Consider the following 16,934-nt stretch of genomic DNA (forward strand, 5'->3'; position numbering starts at 1 on the left):
AGCCTAAACAACGCAGGCCACAGCAGCGAGCGGGCCGGGGTGCCTGCAGAATCCGTCACACCGCACGCCGCACGAGCGCGCCGGTTTGGTCTGCGGAGCCTGAACCGGAAAACTGGTGTCATGCGCGTATATCCCACCTTCTTTCGCCTGGCCTTTTCATGGATGGACGCCGAACGCGCCCACAAGATCGGCTTCCGTGCCATCCGGCTGGCCCACAGCTCCGGGGCGGGCAAGGTGCTCGCCAAGTTCACGGCCCCCGCGCCGTCGCTCCAGACCGAGGCCTTCGGCATCACCTTCCCGTCGCCGTTCGGCCTCGCTGCCGGCTTTGATAAGGAGGGCCACGGCATAGAAGCGCTGACCGAACTCGGGTTCGGCCACGTGGAAGTCGGAACCATCACCGGGCAGGCCCAGCCCGGCAACGAAAAGCCCCGGCTCTTCCGGCTCATCGAGGACAGAGCCGTCATCAATCGGATGGGATTCAACAACGACGGCGCCGCAGCCGTCGCCCCCCGGCTCAAGTCCGCCAGGGCTGCCTTGCAGCGCAGCCACCCCGGGGTGCGTCCGGTGATCGGCGTCAACATCGGCAAGAGCAAGGTGGTGGAGCTCGACGACGCAGTCAGTGACTACCTCACCAGCGCCCGGAGCCTTGCGCCCGCCGCTGATTACCTCGTGGTCAACGTCAGTTCCCCCAACACGCCTGGGCTCCGGCTACTCCAGAACGTGGAAACCCTCCGCCCGCTGCTCAAAGCCGTCGGCGAAGAAGCGGACAGTGCCGCCGGCAGGCACGTCCCGCTACTGGTGAAGATCGCCCCCGACCTGACGGATGAGGACATCGACGACGTCGCGAGGCTGGCCCTCGACCTCAAGCTGGACGGGATCATCGCCACCAACACCACCATCAGCCGGGACGGGCTCACCTCCGACCCTGCAAAAATTCAGGACTGCGGGCCCGGCGGCCTCTCCGGCGCGCCCCTGAAGGCCAGGTCCCTTGAAGTTCTCAGACGCCTCAAGGAAGCAACCGGCGGTGCGCTCACCCTTGTGTCGGTCGGCGGCGTGGAGACCGCGAAGGACGTCCAGGAACGGCTCGACGCCGGCGCCACCCTGGTCCAGGGCTACACGGCCTTCCTGTATGAGGGGCCGTTCTGGGCCGCCGGCATCAACCGGCAGCTCGCCAAGCACCCCGCCCGCCGCCAGACCCGCGCGTAGCAGCCGCCCGGGCTGCAAGCCCCCGGAAACGACGAAACCCCCGGCAGCCCAGGCTGCCGGGGGTTTCTTTTGTGGCCTGAATCAGGCGGGGAATTCTCCGCGCTTGACGAGCGGCTTGGGAAGGCGGAGCTTGCGGAACTGGAGCGAGCGCATGGAGCCATACCAGACAGTGCCGCGTTCCACCTCGCCAAACTTTTCGGTGAGGCGCTTGCGCAGCTTGCGGGACAGGATGAAGACGTCAACGAAAACAGCCAGGAACATGACCCAGAAACCGCCCAGGACATAAATCATCGCCTCGCTGGTGGACGGCACCAGCAGGGAAACAATGACGAACACCAGTGCGCCGAACATCAGGTACTCGCCCAGGCTGAAGCGGGCATCCACATAATCACGCGCGTAGCGCTTCTGCGGGCCCTTGTCCCGAAGGGGCAGGAACTTTTCGTCGCCCGTATCCAGCGCCTGGCGCATCTTGATCCGCTGCTCCTGCACGGCCGCCCGTTCTGCGGCCTTTGAGGCCTTTCGGTCCTCCGGCACCAGGGGACGCTTCCGCGCCGCTTCCTGTGCCTTGCGCTTGGGCGTGGGCGCGCCCTTGCCGAGGGCAGTATCCCGGGCCAAGGCCTCGGCTGCCTGCTGGTCAACTACGTCCTGCGCCGTCGGCGCTTCCTTTTTACGTCCAAACACCCCTACAGAATACCTTGCACGCGCAGGCGAAAAGTCATATGTCACACCGTCCCGGCACCGGCGGAAGGGGGCGGACCGGTGGCCGGTCCGGGAGTGTTTCCTGTGGTCACGGACACAGGTAGGGTTTTGGCCATGACTTCATCACCGGCGGGGACCCCGCAAAAAATCAGCGCAGGATTCGACGGGATCGACGTCGATGCCCTGCGCCGGACCGTACACGAGTCTTTCGATACCACTGTTGAACAGCTGAAGGACCTTGTGAGGCTCCCGGGTATCGCCTGGCCGAGCTTCGATCCCGCCCCGCTGGACCGCAGTGCGGAGGCTGTTGCGGAGCTGGTGCGCGCCGCGGGGATCGAGGACGTCCGGATCCTGCGCTGCAATAAAGAGGACGGCACTCCGGGCGGACCGGCTGTAGTAGCCCGGCGGGCTGCTGCCGAAGGTAAGCCGACGATCCTGCTCTACGCCCACCACGACGTTCAGCCGACCGGGGACCTGGCATTGTGGGAGACCGAACCGTTTACCGCCGTCGAGCGCGACGGACGCCTGTACGGCCGGGGTGCCGCCGATGACAAGGCCGGCATCATGGCCCATATTGCCGCCTACGCCGCTGTCACCGAAGTGCTGGCCGACGAACTGGGCCTTGGCGTGACGTTCTTCTTCGAGGGCGAGGAAGAAGCCGGCTCGCCCACCTTCCGCACGTTCCTGGAAACCCACCGCGAACTGCTGCGCGCCGACGTCATCGTAGTGGCGGACTCCAGCAACTGGAAGGTAGGCATTCCCGCGCTCACCACCAGCCTGCGCGGCCTGGTCGACGGGACCATCGAGGTGCAGGTGCTGGAGCACGCCGTCCATTCCGGAATGTTCGGCGGTGCGGTCCTGGATGCGCCGACGCTGCTCTCCCGGCTGATCGCCACACTGCACGACGACGAAGGTAACGTTGCCGTGAAGGGCCTGGTCAGCAGGGACGACGTTTCCGTCGACCTCACGGAAGCGGAATACCGGGCCGACGCGTCCGTGCTGGACGGCGTCCGCCTCGCCGGCAGCGGAACCATCGCCTCCCGGCTGTGGACCAAGCCTGCCCTGTCCATCATTGGCTTCGACGCTCCCGCCGTGGATGTGGCGTCCAACACGCTCCTCCCGCGGGCGCGCGCTAAGTTCAGCATGCGGCTGGCGCCGGGCCAGGATCCGGCCGATGCCATGGAGGCCGTGCGCAACCATGTTGAAGCCAATGCGCCGTTCGGCGCAAAGGTGGTGTTCACGCCGGGGGAGAGCGGCAACTCCTTCCTGACCGACACGGATTCCGCCGCCGCAGGAATGGCGATGTGGGCCCTCGGTGAAGCCTGGGGCGTTCCGGCAGTGGAGATGGGCATCGGGGGTTCGATTCCCTTTATTGCCGACCTGACGGAGGTGTACCCGGACGTTCAGATCCTGGTTACCGGCGTCGAGGATCCCGATTCCAGGGCGCACAGTGCCAACGAGTCGCTGCACCTGGAGGACTTCCGCAATGCCGTTGTGGCCGAAGCGCTCCTGCTGGCACGTCTCAACCGTGAGGGTCTTGCCTGACGCCGGCCGCTGCGCAGCGCTGATGTTCCCTGGCGGTTACGGAGCCGTCAGGGAACATTCAGGGTATGGCCACGGTTACGTCAGGAGTTAGAGCTACACGCAGGATCGACGTAGCATGTAGCTATAGCCCATACCGTTTCCGTAGGGGCGGGCAACGCGCAAGCCGAGTCGCCACCACCGTCGTAAGAAGGTAGGCCAATGAGCACTACAACCAATGAAAACAGCGCCGCAGCCACAGGCACCGCAAGCGAAGAGTTGCCCACGCACGAGGTCAAGCTGACCGACGTCGCTGCCGGCAAGGTCCGCAGCCTCCTGGAGCAGGAAGGCCGCACCGACCTGCGCCTGCGGGTTGCAGTCCAGCCGGGCGGTTGCTCCGGCCTGATTTACCAGCTCTACTTTGACGAGCGGCTGCTGGACGGAGACGCTGTGCGCGACTACGACGGCGTCGAAGTCGTTGTGGACAAGATGAGCGTCCCGTACCTGAGCGGCGCCAGCATCGACTTCGAGGACACCATCTCGAAGCAGGGCTTCACCATCGATAACCCCAATGCCGGCGGCTCCTGCGCCTGCGGTGATTCTTTCCACTAACCCGGCTCTTTTGCCCCATGACAGCTTGCTCTCGGCACCGGTGGAAACCGGTGCCGACGCACGGTGCCGACATGTGAGCGAAAACCCCCGGGGAGCGGTAAGCTCTACATCGAGTAGTAAAACTTTTAGTGTGCCCGGGGAGCCATCTACGGCCCGGGCAACAGCAACAAGTAGGAAGGGCCGTCTGTGAGTTCGCAGAACCGAACCGGCAGCCGACGCAAACAGATCACTACGATCACTGGCTTGGCACTAGCCGGCGCGTTGGCATTGACTGGATGTTCACCAGAGGTACAGAGAGGCTGGTTGCCCACCGAGCGTGGCACCACCAATCACACTGACCGCATCATGGACCTCTGGGTCAACTCATGGATTGCCGCCTTGGTCGTCGGCATCATTACCTGGGGACTCATGGTCTGGTGCATCGTCGCCTACCGGCGCCGCAAGGGCACCGTCGGTTTCCCGCGGCAGACCAGCTTCAACCTCCCCCTTGAGGTCTTCTACCTGACCATCCCGCTCTTCATGGTGCTGGTGTTCTTCTACTTCACCGACCGCGACCAGCAGGCGATTGATGACCGCTCAAAGCCCGCCGACGTCGTTGTGGACGTCCGCGGCAAGCAGTGGGCCTGGGACTTCAACTACAAGCAGGGCGACGTCGTCACCGAAGACGTGCACGAAGCCGGCGTCCAGGCGCACCTGACCGGCGCTGAAGTGGACAAGGAAAAGCTGCCCACCCTGTACCTCCCCGTCAACAAGTCTGTTGACCTGGAGCTGAACTCCCGCGATGTTATCCACTCTTTCTGGGTGCCCGCCTTCCTGCAGAAGCGCGACATGATCCCCGGCAAGACCAACTACATCAGGTTTACCCCCACCAAAGAGGGGACCTATGACGGCAAGTGTGCCGAACTCTGCGGCGAATACCACTCCGAAATGCTGTTCCGCGTGAAGGTTGTCTCCGAATCGGAGTTCCAGGCCCACATGGACCAGTTGCGCCAGGACGGCAACACCGGCCTGCTCGGCGAAGAGTACGACCGCAACCCGAACCTGAACGAAATTAAGTAAGGGGAGCGACGTGGCTACTTACACTCAATCCGCACCTGTCGGGAGCCTTGGGGCGCCCGTTGTTCCGAAGTCCAAGGGACGCATCGTCGTCAACTGGATCACTTCGACCGACCACAAGACCATCGGGTACATGTACCTGATCGCGTCCTTCGTGTTCTTCTGCTTCGGCGGCGTTATGGCCCTGCTGATCCGTGCCGAGCTGTTCGAGCCCGGCATGCAGATCCTGCAGACCAAAGAGCAGTACAACCAGCTGTTCACCATGCACGGAACGGTCATGCTGCTGATGTTCGCGACTCCGCTGTTCGCGGGCTTCGCCAACGTGATCATGCCGCTCCAGATCGGTGCACCCGACGTCGCCTTCCCGCGGCTGAACGCACTGGCCTTCTGGTTCTTCCTCTTCGGCTCCACGATCGCCGTTTCCGGCTTCATCACGCCGCAGGGTGCCGCGTCGTTCGGCTGGTTCGCCTACGCGCCGCTGTCCAACACGACCTTCAGCCCCGGCGTCGGCGGTGACCTCTGGGTCTTCGGCCTCGCGCTCTCCGGCTTCGGCACCATCCTGGGTGCGGTCAACTTCATCACCACCATCATCTGCATGCGTGCCCCCGGCATGACCATGTGGCGCATGCCGATCTTCACCTGGAACACCCTGGTGACGGCCATCCTGGTGCTGATGGCGTTCCCGCCGCTGGCAGCTGCCCTGTTCGCACTCGGTGCCGACCGCCGCTTCGGAGCACACATCTTCGACCCCGAAAACGGCGGTGCCGTCCTCTGGCAGCACCTGTTCTGGTTCTTCGGCCACCCCGAGGTGTACATCATCGCGCTGCCGTTCTTCGGCATCGTCTCCGAGATCTTCCCGGTCTTCAGCCGCAAGCCGATCTTCGGCTACAAGGGCCTTGTCTACGCAACGATTGCCATCGCGGCGCTGTCCGTCACCGTGTGGGCCCACCACATGTACGTGACCGGCTCGGTGCTCCTGCCGTTCTTCTCCTTCATGACCATGCTGATCGCAGTGCCCACCGGCGTGAAATTCTTCAACTGGATCGGCACCATGTGGCGGGGGTCGATCACGTTCGAAACCCCCATGCTCTGGAGCATCGGCTTCCTGGCCACCTTCCTGTTCGGTGGCCTGACCGGCATCATCCTGGCTTCACCGCCGCTTGACTTCCACGTCTCGGATTCCTACTTCGTGGTGGCGCACTTCCACTACGTCGTGTTCGGCACCGTGGTGTTCGCCATGTTCGCCGGCTTCTACTTCTGGTGGCCGAAATGGACCGGCAAGATGCTCAACGAGCGCCTGGGCAAGATCCACTTCTGGCTCCTGTTCCTCGGCTTCCACGGCACCTTCCTGATCCAGCACTGGCTGGGCGTTGAAGGCATGCCGCGCCGTTACGCGGACTACATGCCGCAGGACAACTTCACCTGGATGAACCAGTTCTCCACCATTTCCTCGTTCGTGCTGGGCGCCTCGCTGATCCCGTTCTTCTGGAACGTGTACATCACCTGGCGCAGCAACGAACGGGTAGAGGTGGATGACCCCTGGGGCTTCGGTGCTTCCCTCGAGTGGGCCACCTCGTGCCCGCCGCCGCGGCACAACTTCACCTCGCTGCCCCGCATCCGCTCGGAGCGTCCGGCCTTGGACCTCCATCACCCGGAGCTCGCACAGTCGCACACCGTTGAGTCACCGGCACCGGCAGCAGCCGTGCTCGGCAACGCAGATCAGAAGGACACCGCCAAGTGAAGATCGAATCATGGATTTTTGGAGCCGGAGTCTTCTTCTTCGTGCCGGTCTCCGTGGTGTACGGATTCCTGACCAACTGGACTGAATGGGTCGGCATCCTCGGCGTCCTGCTTGTGGGCGGCCTGGCCGGCATGATCGGTGCGTACCTCGGGTTCACCGGCAGGCGCGTGGGAATGCGTCCGGAAGACCGTAACGACGCAGAGATCCACGAAGGTGCCGGCGAGCAGGGCCACTTCAGCCCCTGGAGCTGGTGGCCGCTGGTCCTGGGCCTCTCCTGCGCGGGCGGTTTCCTCGGCCTGGCGATCGGTTTCTGGGTCACCTTCATTGCCGGTGGCCTGGCAGTCGTCGCCCTCGTTGGCTGGGTTTACGAATACAGCCGCGGAGACCACGCGCACTAGGTCCTACAGCCTGTACTGACAACGACGGCGGCCCCACCATTTGGTGGGGCCGTCGTCGTTTTGTCGTCTTGCCGGGCAGCGGTCTCGGGATAGCCGTCCGCGGACTGCCCGGTCGAGAGGTCCTGTAAAGCCCTTAGGCGGCCGCGTCAGCCTCCAGCAGGAGTGTCAGGCCTTCCAGTGCAGCCTCGGCGGATTCGACGCTGTAGCGGGCGGGGAGCGCATCAGGGTCAACCGACAGTTCCACTTCACAGCCGCAGTAGAAGTCGGCTGTCATCACCTCGAGCAGGGACCGGGCGTCCACGGGCACGATGCCCTTTTTTCCGATGCGGACCGGCAGCCCGGAATCGGTGACGGCCCGGACGAAGACGGCGGCCGGCCGTGCGTGCAGGCCTATTGGTGATTGAACGATCGCCTTGCGCACTGGCAACAGGACTCCTTTGTTCCGACGGGCTTCGTCCGTCATGATTTCATTCCTGGACAAGCGTAGCCGCGGCGGACGGAGTCACTGAAACCGTTGAAGCGGTGGTCTAGACCTGCCCTGCCGGTGCCCTACCCTTAAAGCATGAATGTTGATGTGAAACGCTGCCATGCCGGCCTCTGATGCGAGCAGGATGGTGGGGGAGATCGACCGCACCAGCGGGACACCCATCTACGTCCAGCTGCGGGAGCTCCTGAGGGCCCACATCGCGGCGTCGTGCCCGCCCGGGTCCTCGCTGCCTTCGGAACGCGACCTTGCCGAACGCTTCGGCTTGGCCCGGATGACGGTTCGCCAGGCCATTGACGCCCTTGTCGGCGAGGAAGTCATCGAACGGGTCGTGGGTCTCGGGACGTTCGTCCGGAAACCAAAGCTGGACCTCCAGGTCAAGCTCACGTCCTACAGTGAGGAAATGCAGCGCCGCGGCATGGTGCCCGCAGCGAAGGTGCTGAGCTTCGAACAGATCAGCGCGAGTGCCTTCCTTGCCCGTGAACTCCAGCTGGATGAGGGAACACCCCTGGTGCGGTTCCGGCGCCTCCTCCTGGCCGACAGTGAGCCCATGAGCGTGGATGAGAACTTCATTCCCGCGCATCGCGTGCCGGGGCTGCTTGACGGTGAACCGCCGACGTCGCTGTACAACGTGCTGAGCGAACGCTTCGGGCTGGTCATGGAGTGGGGCGAGGACATGATTGAGGCCACGGCAGCGTCACCGTCCACGGCAAGGCTGCTTAATGTCGAGGTGGGATCCCCGCTGCTCAAAATACAGCGGCACGCCTTTGTTGCCCGTTCGATGGTGGACTACTCCGTGTCGTACTACCGGGCAGACCGCTACAAGCTGTGGGTCCCGCTGCAGCGTCCGGGCGTGCGGCCTACCCGCAACTACGCCTCCGGCTACCGGAACCCCTAGGGAACACACCCCCCAGGGAACACACCCCTAGGGAACACAGCCCCAGGGAACAAAGGAGAGGCCCGGGAACACAGAAGAGGCCCGGTCCTTGCGGACCGGGCCTCTTCTGTTGCAATTTCGCCCTAGTGGCTCAGAGTCTTCTGTGCCTCGGCCGATTCGACTTCGTGCTGGCCGTGGTGGCCATGGGCCGCCTCGAGCTCAGCCGGGGAGGCCGGAGCAACCCTGTCTTCGAAGAAGAAGCGGGAGAGCGCTGCGCGGCGTTTTTCCTTGCGGGTTACTACGCCGTGTTCGTTCGGAACCGCGGGCAGCGGTACCGGTGACTCGAAGCCAACCAGCTTGTAGCGCTTGTAGTCGTCCAGCGGTGCGTGGACCTCAATGAACTCACCGTGCGGCAGGCGCACGATACGTCCGGTTTCACGGCCGTGCAGGGCGATTTCGCGGTCCTTGCGCTGGAGGGCGAGTGCCACACGCTTGGTCACAATGAAAGCGATGACCGGGCCGATGAAGAACAGCGCCCGCAGCCAGTACGTGACGTCGTTCAGTGCCACATGGAAGTGCGTGGCGATGAGGTCGGAGCTGGCTGCGGCCCACATCACGCAGTAGAACGTGAAGCCGGCCATGCCGATGGCGGTGCGGGTGGGAGCGTTGCGCGGGCGGTCCAGGACGTGGTGCTCGCGGTCGTCCTTGGTGATCCAGCGTTCGATCCACGGGTACATGAACAGTGCCGTGAAGACCAGACCGGCGGGAACCAGTGCCGGGAGCAGTACGTTCAAGGTCAGGACCTGGCCGAAGATGACGTACTCGAAGTGGAAGTCTCCAATGACGCCCGGCATGAGGCGGAGCGCACCGTCCACCCAGCCGATGTACCAGTCAGGCTGCGTGCCTGCCGAAACCGGTGAGGGGTCGTACGGGCCGTAGTTCCAGATCGGGTTGATGGTGAAGAACGCTGCCATGAGCGCGACGACACCGAACACGATGAAGAAGAAGCCGCCGGCCTTGGCCGCGTAAACGGGGCCGAGGGGGTAGCCGACGACGTTGCCGTCGTTGCGGCCCGGGCCGGGGTACTGGGTGTGCTTGTGAACAACCACCATGAACAGGTGGATGACGATCATCAGCAGGATCAGGGCCGGAACCAGGAGGATGTGCAGCATGTAGAGCCGGCTGATGATGACAGTACCGGGGAACTCGCCGCCAAAGAGGAAGAACGAGATGTAGGTACCGATGACGGGGATCGACTTGATGACGCCGTCGATAATCCGCAGGCCGTTGCCGGAGAGCAGGTCATCGGGGAGTGAGTAGCCGGTGAAGCCTGCTGCCATGGAGAGGATGAGCAGGACACCGCCCACCACCCAGTTCAGTTCGCGGGGCTTCCGGAACGCTCCGGTGAAGAAGACGCGCAGCATGTGCACGGATACGGAGGCCACGAACAGCAGTGCTGCCCAGTGGTGCACCTGGCGCATGAACAGACCGCCGCGAACATCAAAGGAGATATCCAGCGAAGAGCTGTAGGCAACGGACATTTCGACGTTCTTCAGCGGAGTGTACGAACCGTCGTAGTGCGTCTCCGCCATGGACGGATCGAAGAAAAATGTCAGGAAGGTGCCGGAGAGCAGCAGGATGACGAAGGAGTACAGGGCAACTTCGCCAAACATGAACGACCAGTGGTCCGGAAAGACCTTGCGGCCGAACTCACGGAGAATTCCCGAACCGCCAACGCGCTGGTCAACGAAGTCGGTAATGCGGCCGCCTTTGGTTTTGGCGACGAAGGCGGGGGCATTAGCTGTTGATGTTGCGCTCATGCTCATCACGCTCCCAGTAACTCGGTCCTACGGGTTCTTTGAAGTCGCTCGTAGCGACCAGGTAGCCCTCGGCGTCAACTGCGATGGGCAGCTGGGGGAGAGGCCGGCTTGCCGGGCCAAAGATAACCTTGCATTCCTGAGTCAGGTCGAAGGTTGACTGGTGGCACGGGCACAGCAGGTGGTGGGTCTGCTGCTCGTAAAGGGCAACAGGGCAACCAACATGGGTGCAGATCTTCGAGTAGGCAACGATGCCGTTGTAGCTCCAGTCCTCGCGGCCCGCGGAGGGCTTGAGGGACTCGGGGTTCAGGCGCATGAGCAGGACGACGGCCTTGGCCTTTTCGTTCAGCTTGCCCTCGTGGAGTTCGTTCAGGCCTTCCGGAATCACGTGGAAAGCAGAGCCGATCGTGACGTCAGAGGCCTTGATGGGCGTGCCGTCCGGGTCGCGGGTGAGGCGCTTGAGCTTGCCTTCCTGCGGGGCCCACATGGTGTGTGCAAGCTTGTCGTCAGGGCGGGGACCGAGGTCGCCGAAGATGGCCAGTGCGGGCAGCGGAGCCAGCGCCACGGCGCCGAGGAGTGTGTTGCGGATCAGCGGCCGGCGCTTGATTCCGGTTTCTTCGACGATGTCATCAACGATGCGGACAGCCGCCTGGCGGTCGTCCTCGGTGCGGATGGCATGGCGCTCTTCGGATACTTCATGGTCCGGCATAAGGGCCTTGGCCCAGTGGACGATGCCGGTGCCGATGCCAAGCATGGCAAAGGCGGTGCCAATGCCCAGCAGGGCATTCTGCAGCCGGATGGTGGCGATCGTGGAGTCGGGTCCAAGATCGATGGCGAAGTACGCCACCAGGAAGATCACGGTGCCCACGACTGAGCTGCCGAAGAGGACGGCAACCTGCCGTTCTGCACGCTTTGCGGCCTTCGGGTCCGTGTCAGCCAGGCGCAAACGATGCGGGGGAATTCCAGGATCCTGGAACTTCTCCACCTCATTCTGACCAGCCGTAGCTACGGTGCCCGAGTGGTTCGGACTGCCGTCACTATGGTTGCCCATAATTCGCCTCATCCTTCTCTCGTCCCGGCAGGTGCCGGGTTAGTTTTCAATTCCATACTGCTGACTCGTCAGCAGGAGTTCTTACAGTTGCGGACGTTGCTAGGACGTCCGGGAGGTCAGCCAGATGGTGAAGGCGATAATGACGCCCAGGCCGGCGATCCAGACAAACAGGCCTTCAGAAACCGGGCCCAGGGCGCCGAGATCGGCTCCGCCGGGTGAACCGTTGGCTTCGATCTGCTTCAGGAAGGTAATGATGTCGCGCTTGCCTTCAGGGGTGACGTTTGCGTCGTTGAAGACCGGCATGTTCTGCGGACCGGTAACCATGGCCTCGTAGATGTGCTTTTCGGATACATCTGCGAGGGCAGGAGCGAACTTGCCCCGCGTGAGCGCGCCGCCGGCGGCCGCTGCGTTGTGGCACATCGCGCAGTTCACCCGGAACAGCTCGCCACCTTCGGCAGCGTTGCCCTGGGCATCGAGAAGGCCCTCTTCGGGGATGGACGGACCGGGTCCGAGCGAAGCGACGTAAGCGGACAGCTGGTGGGTCTGTTCGTCGTTGAACTGTGCGGGCTTCTTGTAAGCCTGCGGGCCATTCATCTGCATGGGCATGCGCCCGGTGCCTACCTGGAAGTCAACGGCGGCAGCACCGACGCCTACAAGTGAGGGTCCGTCCTTGGTTCCGCTCGCACCCATGCCGTGGCAGGTGGCGCAGTTAGCGGCAAAAAGCTTCCCGCCTTCTTCAGTGTCATTGGCACTGAAGCTGGTGGTGGAAGCCTTGGCCTCGTTGACGGTGGTGGCAACGGCGTACAGCCCACCAGTGAGGAGGAGGCCCATCAGCAGCAGCGCAATGGCTGCCAGTGGGTGACGTCGCTTCTGCGAGAGTGCCTTCACGTGGTGGTTCCTTTTTTCGATCGTGCGTCGGCTCCGGGAGCCGCTTCTTGAAATTCTGCCTCTTGTAGAAAAAGAGTCAAGTCGGGGCTACCTGAGGACGTAGATGACCAGGAAGAGGCCGATCCACACGACGTCGACAAAGTGCCAATAGTACGAGGTGACGATCGCGGACGTGGCTTCGAAGTGACCAAACTTCTTGGCGGCGAACGAACGGCCAATGATAAAGAGGAAGGCGATGAGGCCGCCGATGACGTGCAGGCCGTGGAAGCCGGTGGTCATGTAGAAGGCCGAGCCGTATGCATTCGACGAGAGCGACACATGCTCCGAGACGAGCATGGCGTATTCGGTCGCCTGGCCGGCAACGAAGAAGGCACCCATGATGAACGTGAGGGTGAACCATTCGTTCATCCCCCAACGCGTGAATGCAAGGGGGCCGCCGGCGCGGCGCGGCTGGAGCCGCTCAGCGGCGAAGACGCCCATCTGGCAAGTGAAAGAACTTGCCACGAGGACGATCGTGTTTACGAGCGCAAAGGGGAAGTTGAGCTTGGCTGTCTCTTCAGCCCACATCTGTCCGGACGTCGAACGGAGTGTGAAGTACATGGCGAAGAGACCGGCGAAGAACATCAACTCACTGGACAGCCAGACAACGGTTCCTACGGAAACCATATTCGGGCGGTTCAGCGTCGGGTGCGCCGGGGTACTGGGGGCATGGGTCGCAGATGTCACATAGACATTATGTCTGTAAAAGTTCCTCCTGCCCAACGCAAACCGCCTTTTGCGCGGACTTTTTCTACAAAGACGCGAATTCGCGCGGAAAAGTTCCCGGACCGGTTCACATTGGTCATCGGGGCAGGTGCCTCGATAGCATCAGGAGGTGACTTCACAGGCATCTGCACAGGCGGCCGGCAACACCTGGCCCCGGCTCATTTCGGCACTGATCAACGGTACGGACCTGACGGCCGGGAACACGGAATGGGCCATGGACACCATCATGTCCGGTGAGGCCAGCCCGGCGCAGATCGCCGGATTCCTGGTGGCGCTGCGGGCTAAAGGCGAGACGGTGGATGAGATCGCCGGACTGGTCGAAGCCATGCTGGACCACGCAAACCCCATCGATATCGGGGGCGAGAAGCTCGACATTGTGGGCACCGGCGGTGACCAGCTGAACACAGTGAACATATCCACCATGGCCGCCCTCGTCTGCGCGGGAGCCGGCGCGAAGGTGGTCAAACACGGCAACCGTGCGTCGTCGTCGTCATCGGGTTCAGCGGATGTGCTGGAGGCGCTCGGCGTCCGATTGGACCTTCCCATTGATCGCGTGGCCCGAAACGCCGAAGAGGCGGGCATCACTTTCTGCTTCGCCCAGGTGTTCCATCCGTCGTTTCGGCACACAGCGGTACCCCGGCGCGAACTTGCCATCCCCACGGCGTTCAACTTCCTGGGCCCGCTGACCAACCCGGCAAGGGTTCAGGCCTCGGCGGTTGGCGTGGCCAACGCCCGGATGGCGCCGCTGGTTGCCGGCGTGCTGGCCAAGCGCGGCAGCCGCGGACTGGTCTTCCGGGGAAGCGACGGCCTGGATGAGATGACAACGACCGGGCCGTCGACTGTCTGGGAGATCAGGCACGGTGAAGTGATCGAGCAGACGTTCGATCCGCAGGTTCTGGGAATCCGTCCCGCAACGGTGGAGGAGCTTCGTGGCGGCGACGCCACGGCAAATGCCGCCGTCGTCCGTGCTGTTTTGCGCGGGGAGGCAGGTCCGGCACGTGACGCCGTCCTGCTGAATGCCGCGGCCGGGCTGGTGGCGTTCGACGTCCATGCCGAAGGTCCGCTGGCCGACCGGATGGCGGCTGCACTGAAGCGTGCGGAAGAGTCGATTGACTCAGGTGCCGCAGCAGCCGTGCTGGAAAAGTGGGTTGCCCTTACCCAGGGCTAGGAAGGCGCCGGGCCTACTGCTCGAAGCCCAGCGCGAAGGCGGCGTCCAGGTCGTGCTGGGAGTAGGCGCGGAATGCGATGTGCGTTGTGGTGTGCACCACCGCGGGAACCTTCGAGAGCTTGTCCGCGATAACGTCCGCCAGTTCGTCGTGCTTCGCCACCCGGGCGACGGCGATCAGGTCCCATTCCCCGGTTACCGAGTAGACCTCGCTAATGCCCGGAATCGCCGAAATTTCCTCTGCCGTCTCCGGAATGCGGGAGGCGTCTGTCTTGATCAGGACGAATGCGGTGATCACTCTTGACCTTTCGGATGGGTGCGCCGTTGCGGTAACGGCAGGCGTTGCTGTTGGTGCCAGCCTAGTACATCCGGGGTGCTTCAGCTGTGCTGCCGGCGCCCCGCCAGCCGCCGGAATCCGGCCACGATCAGGCGGTAGCCAACAAGGAATGTGCCCAGGCTCAGCAGTGCAACGACGATGAATGGCAGGACCACTGTTTGCCCGGTCACTGCCCGCAGCGCCATGCCCAGAACGACGGCGCCGAGCCACACTGTTACGCCCGCGGGCCAGATGCGCAGCGGCGCACGCCACAGGCGCATCGCAAGCCAGGCGATGGCCGCGCCTGCCAGGAACGGCCAGGCGGTCAGGAAGACCCCGATGATCACGTCTCCGCGCTGGTGGGCGTCCCTGCCAATGGCGGCAAAGGCCAGGATGAGGACGGCATCGGCAAGGGCGGCGAGGAGCACGGCATTTCTTGCGGCAGGGCGGACGGGGCGTGGATTGGTGCGGGAAGGCATGTCTCCAACAGTAGTTCCGGTTTCCGGCCGGTTCGACCTGACGGGCTCCCGGGCCGGCCGTACACTGTGACCGGGGATCCGTTCCCTTCACCGTATTTCGTCACCGCCAGCTAACCCCGGACGGCAGCATGAGACTTGTCCAGATCGCGCAACATGCCAGCGACCTCCACCGGGCCGCGGAATTCTATGCCGCGCTGCTCGGCGCGGAGGCTCGTGCCGTATTCGACCCGCCCGGTCTGCTGTTCTTTGACCTTGACGGCGTCCGGCTACTGCTCGAGTCCGGAGCGCCGTCGGCTTTGGTGTACCTGGCGGTGCCCGATGTCAGGGACTCGGTGGCGCGGCTCCGGAGCAGGGGAGTGGAAATCGTTTCTGAACCCGGTGTGATCTTCAGCCACACGGATGACCGGCTGGGCCCCGCCGGGACCGACGAGTGGATGGCCTTCATCCGCGACAGTGAGGGCAATACCGTCGGACTGGTCAGCCAGCTGCCGCACTAGCGTTTGGTTTCCATGGAAGAATCAGGCCTTGCTGGCCGCGATTTTCGCCGCAAATGCCACAAGTACGACGCCGGCGATGCGGTCAGTGGCTTTGCCCGCCGTAGGGGACTGCAGCCAGCGCCGGGCATACTGCGTGGCAACAATGATGCCCGCGAACCAAAGCATGCCCTCGACGTTATGGACGAGGGGGAGGAGCACCCCCATGAGCAGGGGCGGCACGTCCTGGGGCAGGAACTGCGGGATCATGGCCATGTAGAAGACGCCGACTTTGGGATTCAGCAGGCTGGTGGTGACGCCCGCCAGCCAGGCGCTCCTGGCGCCCGGGCCGCCCTGCGACGATGCCGATGGCAGTGCCGGGCCGCCCCTGAAAGTCCTGATGAACATTGAAACCCCCAGCCACGCCATGTAGCAGGCGCCGGCAACCTTCAGCATCGTGAAGGCCGCCTCCGAAGCCGCCAGCAACGCGGACGCCCCGAATGCCGCGGCCACTCCCCAGGCGATGGTGCCGGTGCAGATCCCCGCCGCCGTAGCAAATGCAGGAGCGCGGCCGTTGCTGATTGCCGTGCGCAGCACCAGGACGGTGTCCAGCCCGGGAATTATGGTCAGCAGGGCAGCCACGAGGGCGAACTGGAGGAGGGCGTCAGCGACGGACATACTCGATGATAACCGGGCACGGCCAGGCGCTGACGGGCCATTGTGCCGGGCATCACGCACGGCTAGGCTCACAACGCGACTGACGCGTCGCCGTCGGGAATCCGTTCCGGCGCTGCCACCGAAATGAGGGAACACCGTGACCCAGAAGATCACCACCTGCCTGTGGTTTGATGCCCGGGCCGAGGAGGCCGCCGACTTTTACGTCTCGGTCTTCGACGGCTCCAAAATCCTCAATGTGGCGCGTTACGGCGAGGGCGGACCCGGACCCGCGGGCCAGGCCATGACCGTTGAGTTCGAAATCGAGGGCCGGAAATTCCTGGCGCTCAACGGGGGACCGGCCTTCACGTTCAACGAAGCTGTTTCCTTCGTGATCGACTGCTCCTCGCAGGAAGAAGTGGACCGCTACTGGTCCGCGCTGACGGCGGGCGGCACCGAAAGCCAGTGCGGCTGGCTGAAGGACAAATTCGGAGTGTCCTGGCAGGTGGTGCCGTCCGTCCTGGGCCAGCTGCTGGGCGGCCCTGATCCTGACGGTTCGCAGCGGGCCATGCAGGCGATGCTGGGCATGCGGAAGCTTGAGATCGCCGAACTCCAGGCCGCTTACGACGGAACCTGAGCGGGCCCGGCACAGGGGAGCGGGCAGGGGAGTGGGCCACGTGCCATCCGGCCCTACCCGGCCCGGGACTGCCGGACGATAATCGGGAATACCTA

General features: G+C 63.7%; 19 protein-coding genes. 10 read left to right on the forward strand and 9 right to left on the reverse strand.

Annotated elements, in window-relative coordinates; all coding sequences use genetic code 11:
- The first annotated feature begins 120 nt into the window (after window positions 1-120).
- Window positions 121-1,206 carry a quinone-dependent dihydroorotate dehydrogenase gene (locus AC6JAC_RS11010; protein ID WP_028269167.1) on the forward strand — a complete coding sequence of 362 codons (1,086 nt, stop codon included), beginning with the start codon at window positions 121-123 and terminating at the stop codon, window positions 1,204-1,206.
- Window positions 1,207-1,287: 81 nt separating this feature from the next.
- Here AC6JAC_RS11010 and AC6JAC_RS11015 read toward each other — a convergent pair whose 3' ends face one another.
- The gene (locus tag AC6JAC_RS11015; protein ID WP_028269168.1) at window positions 1,288-1,887 is read right to left on the reverse strand and encodes a DUF3043 domain-containing protein; all 600 of its coding nucleotides are present in this window, start codon (window positions 1,885-1,887) and stop codon (window positions 1,288-1,290) included.
- A 132-nt stretch (window positions 1,888-2,019) separates the two neighbouring features.
- On the opposite strand from AC6JAC_RS11015, the gene AC6JAC_RS11020 reads away from it, so the two are divergent.
- From AC6JAC_RS11020 to AC6JAC_RS11040, 5 genes are all read left to right on the forward strand, one after another.
- Complete coding sequence (locus AC6JAC_RS11020; RefSeq protein WP_028269169.1) at window positions 2,020-3,450, forward strand: dipeptidase; 1,431 nt, start codon at window positions 2,020-2,022, stop codon at window positions 3,448-3,450.
- Window positions 3,451-3,648: 198 nt separating this feature from the next.
- Window positions 3,649-4,038 carry a HesB/IscA family protein gene (locus AC6JAC_RS11025; protein WP_011692062.1) on the forward strand — a complete coding sequence of 130 codons (390 nt, stop codon included), beginning with the start codon at window positions 3,649-3,651 and terminating at the stop codon, window positions 4,036-4,038.
- A gap of 186 nt (window positions 4,039-4,224) precedes the next feature.
- Complete coding sequence (gene ctaC, locus AC6JAC_RS11030) at window positions 4,225-5,097, forward strand: aa3-type cytochrome oxidase subunit II (protein WP_028269170.1); 873 nt, start codon at window positions 4,225-4,227, stop codon at window positions 5,095-5,097.
- Window positions 5,098-5,107: 10 nt separating this feature from the next.
- Window positions 5,108-6,835 (forward strand): aa3-type cytochrome oxidase subunit I, encoded by a 1,728-nt coding sequence (gene ctaD / locus AC6JAC_RS11035; protein ID WP_028269171.1) that lies wholly within the window; start codon window positions 5,108-5,110, stop codon window positions 6,833-6,835.
- Window positions 6,832-7,233 (forward strand): cytochrome c oxidase subunit 4, encoded by a 402-nt coding sequence (locus AC6JAC_RS11040; RefSeq protein WP_028269172.1) that lies wholly within the window; start codon window positions 6,832-6,834, stop codon window positions 7,231-7,233. The genes ctaD and AC6JAC_RS11040 overlap by 4 nt, the downstream gene beginning before the upstream one ends.
- 133 nt (window positions 7,234-7,366) lie before the next feature.
- Here AC6JAC_RS11040 and AC6JAC_RS11045 read toward each other — a convergent pair whose 3' ends face one another.
- Window positions 7,367-7,696, reverse strand: a complete 330-nt coding sequence (locus AC6JAC_RS11045; protein WP_231510978.1) for an HPr family phosphocarrier protein — start codon at window positions 7,694-7,696, stop codon at window positions 7,367-7,369.
- Between the two features lie 124 nt (window positions 7,697-7,820).
- Here AC6JAC_RS11045 and AC6JAC_RS11050 point away from each other — a divergent pair, with 124 nt between their 5' ends.
- Entirely contained in the window at window positions 7,821-8,615 is a 795-nt protein-coding gene (locus AC6JAC_RS11050) for a GntR family transcriptional regulator (protein ID WP_028269174.1), read from the forward strand.
- Between the two features lie 122 nt (window positions 8,616-8,737).
- Here AC6JAC_RS11050 and qcrB read toward each other — a convergent pair whose 3' ends face one another.
- From qcrB to ctaE, 4 genes are all read right to left on the reverse strand, one after another.
- Entirely contained in the window at window positions 8,738-10,414 is a 1,677-nt protein-coding gene (gene qcrB / locus AC6JAC_RS11055; protein ID WP_028269175.1) for a cytochrome bc1 complex cytochrome b subunit, read from the reverse strand.
- On the reverse strand, window positions 10,392-11,462 hold the full coding sequence (qcrA, locus tag AC6JAC_RS11060; RefSeq protein ID WP_028269176.1) for a cytochrome bc1 complex Rieske iron-sulfur subunit: 1,071 nt from the start codon (window positions 11,460-11,462) through the stop codon (window positions 10,392-10,394). Before qcrA ends, qcrB begins: the two co-directional genes overlap by 23 nt.
- 99 nt (window positions 11,463-11,561) lie before the next feature.
- Window positions 11,562-12,350 carry a cytochrome bc1 complex diheme cytochrome c subunit gene (qcrC, locus tag AC6JAC_RS11065; protein ID WP_028269177.1) on the reverse strand — a complete coding sequence of 263 codons (789 nt, stop codon included), beginning with the start codon at window positions 12,348-12,350 and terminating at the stop codon, window positions 11,562-11,564.
- An 87-nt stretch (window positions 12,351-12,437) separates the two neighbouring features.
- Window positions 12,438-13,076 (reverse strand): aa3-type cytochrome oxidase subunit III, encoded by a 639-nt coding sequence (gene ctaE / locus AC6JAC_RS11070; protein ID WP_011692053.1) that lies wholly within the window; start codon window positions 13,074-13,076, stop codon window positions 12,438-12,440.
- Window positions 13,077-13,224: 148 nt separating this feature from the next.
- Here ctaE and trpD point away from each other — a divergent pair, with 148 nt between their 5' ends.
- Window positions 13,225-14,283 carry an anthranilate phosphoribosyltransferase gene (trpD, locus tag AC6JAC_RS11075; RefSeq protein ID WP_028269179.1) on the forward strand — a complete coding sequence of 353 codons (1,059 nt, stop codon included), beginning with the start codon at window positions 13,225-13,227 and terminating at the stop codon, window positions 14,281-14,283.
- A 13-nt stretch (window positions 14,284-14,296) separates the two neighbouring features.
- Here the strand turns inward: trpD and AC6JAC_RS11080 are convergent, their stop codons facing one another.
- Together AC6JAC_RS11080 and AC6JAC_RS11085 are read right to left on the reverse strand one after the other, a co-directional pair.
- Entirely contained in the window at window positions 14,297-14,578 is a 282-nt protein-coding gene (locus AC6JAC_RS11080; protein WP_028269180.1) for an Lrp/AsnC family transcriptional regulator, read from the reverse strand.
- A gap of 80 nt (window positions 14,579-14,658) precedes the next feature.
- Window positions 14,659-15,075, reverse strand: a complete 417-nt coding sequence (locus AC6JAC_RS11085) for a DUF3054 domain-containing protein (protein ID WP_028269181.1) — start codon at window positions 15,073-15,075, stop codon at window positions 14,659-14,661.
- 128 nt (window positions 15,076-15,203) lie between these two features.
- On the opposite strand from AC6JAC_RS11085, the gene AC6JAC_RS11090 reads away from it, so the two are divergent.
- A complete protein-coding gene (locus AC6JAC_RS11090) occupies window positions 15,204-15,572 on the forward strand; it encodes a VOC family protein (RefSeq protein ID WP_028269182.1) in 369 nt (122 codons plus the stop codon).
- Window positions 15,573-15,593: 21 nt separating this feature from the next.
- Here the strand turns inward: AC6JAC_RS11090 and AC6JAC_RS11095 are convergent, their stop codons facing one another.
- Window positions 15,594-16,226, reverse strand: a complete 633-nt coding sequence (locus AC6JAC_RS11095) for a LysE family translocator (protein ID WP_028269183.1) — start codon at window positions 16,224-16,226, stop codon at window positions 15,594-15,596.
- Window positions 16,227-16,362: 136 nt separating this feature from the next.
- On the opposite strand from AC6JAC_RS11095, the gene AC6JAC_RS11100 reads away from it, so the two are divergent.
- Window positions 16,363-16,839, forward strand: coding sequence for a VOC family protein (locus AC6JAC_RS11100; protein WP_028269184.1), 477 nt, complete (start codon window positions 16,363-16,365; stop codon window positions 16,837-16,839).
- The last annotated feature ends 95 nt before the right edge of the window (window positions 16,840-16,934 follow it).

The sequence above is a fragment of the Arthrobacter sp. KUASC02 genome (assembly GCF_059739395.1).

Bases quoted from the DNA above. Each gene is read 5' to 3' on its own strand.
- AC6JAC_RS11095 (WP_028269183.1), bottom strand. From the start codon at position 16,226: ATGTCCGTCGCTGACGCCCTCCTCCAGTTCGCCCTCGTGGCTGCCCTG.
- qcrA (WP_028269176.1), bottom strand. From the start codon at position 11,462: ATGGGCAACCATAGTGACGGCAGTCCGAACCACTCGGGCACCGTAGCT.
- qcrB (WP_028269175.1), bottom strand. From the start codon at position 10,414: ATGAGCGCAACATCAACAGCTAATGCCCCCGCCTTCGTCGCCAAAACC.
- AC6JAC_RS11085 (WP_028269181.1), bottom strand. From the start codon at position 15,075: ATGCCTTCCCGCACCAATCCACGCCCCGTCCGCCCTGCCGCAAGAAAT.
- AC6JAC_RS11010 (WP_028269167.1), top strand. From the start codon at position 121: ATGCGCGTATATCCCACCTTCTTTCGCCTGGCCTTTTCATGGATGGAC.
- AC6JAC_RS11050 (WP_028269174.1), top strand. From the start codon at position 7,821: ATGCCGGCCTCTGATGCGAGCAGGATGGTGGGGGAGATCGACCGCACC.
- AC6JAC_RS11025 (WP_011692062.1), top strand. From the start codon at position 3,649: ATGAGCACTACAACCAATGAAAACAGCGCCGCAGCCACAGGCACCGCA.
- AC6JAC_RS11045 (WP_231510978.1), bottom strand. From the start codon at position 7,696: ATGACGGACGAAGCCCGTCGGAACAAAGGAGTCCTGTTGCCAGTGCGC.
- AC6JAC_RS11020 (WP_028269169.1), top strand. From the start codon at position 2,020: ATGACTTCATCACCGGCGGGGACCCCGCAAAAAATCAGCGCAGGATTC.
- AC6JAC_RS11090 (WP_028269182.1), top strand. From the start codon at position 15,204: ATGAGACTTGTCCAGATCGCGCAACATGCCAGCGACCTCCACCGGGCC.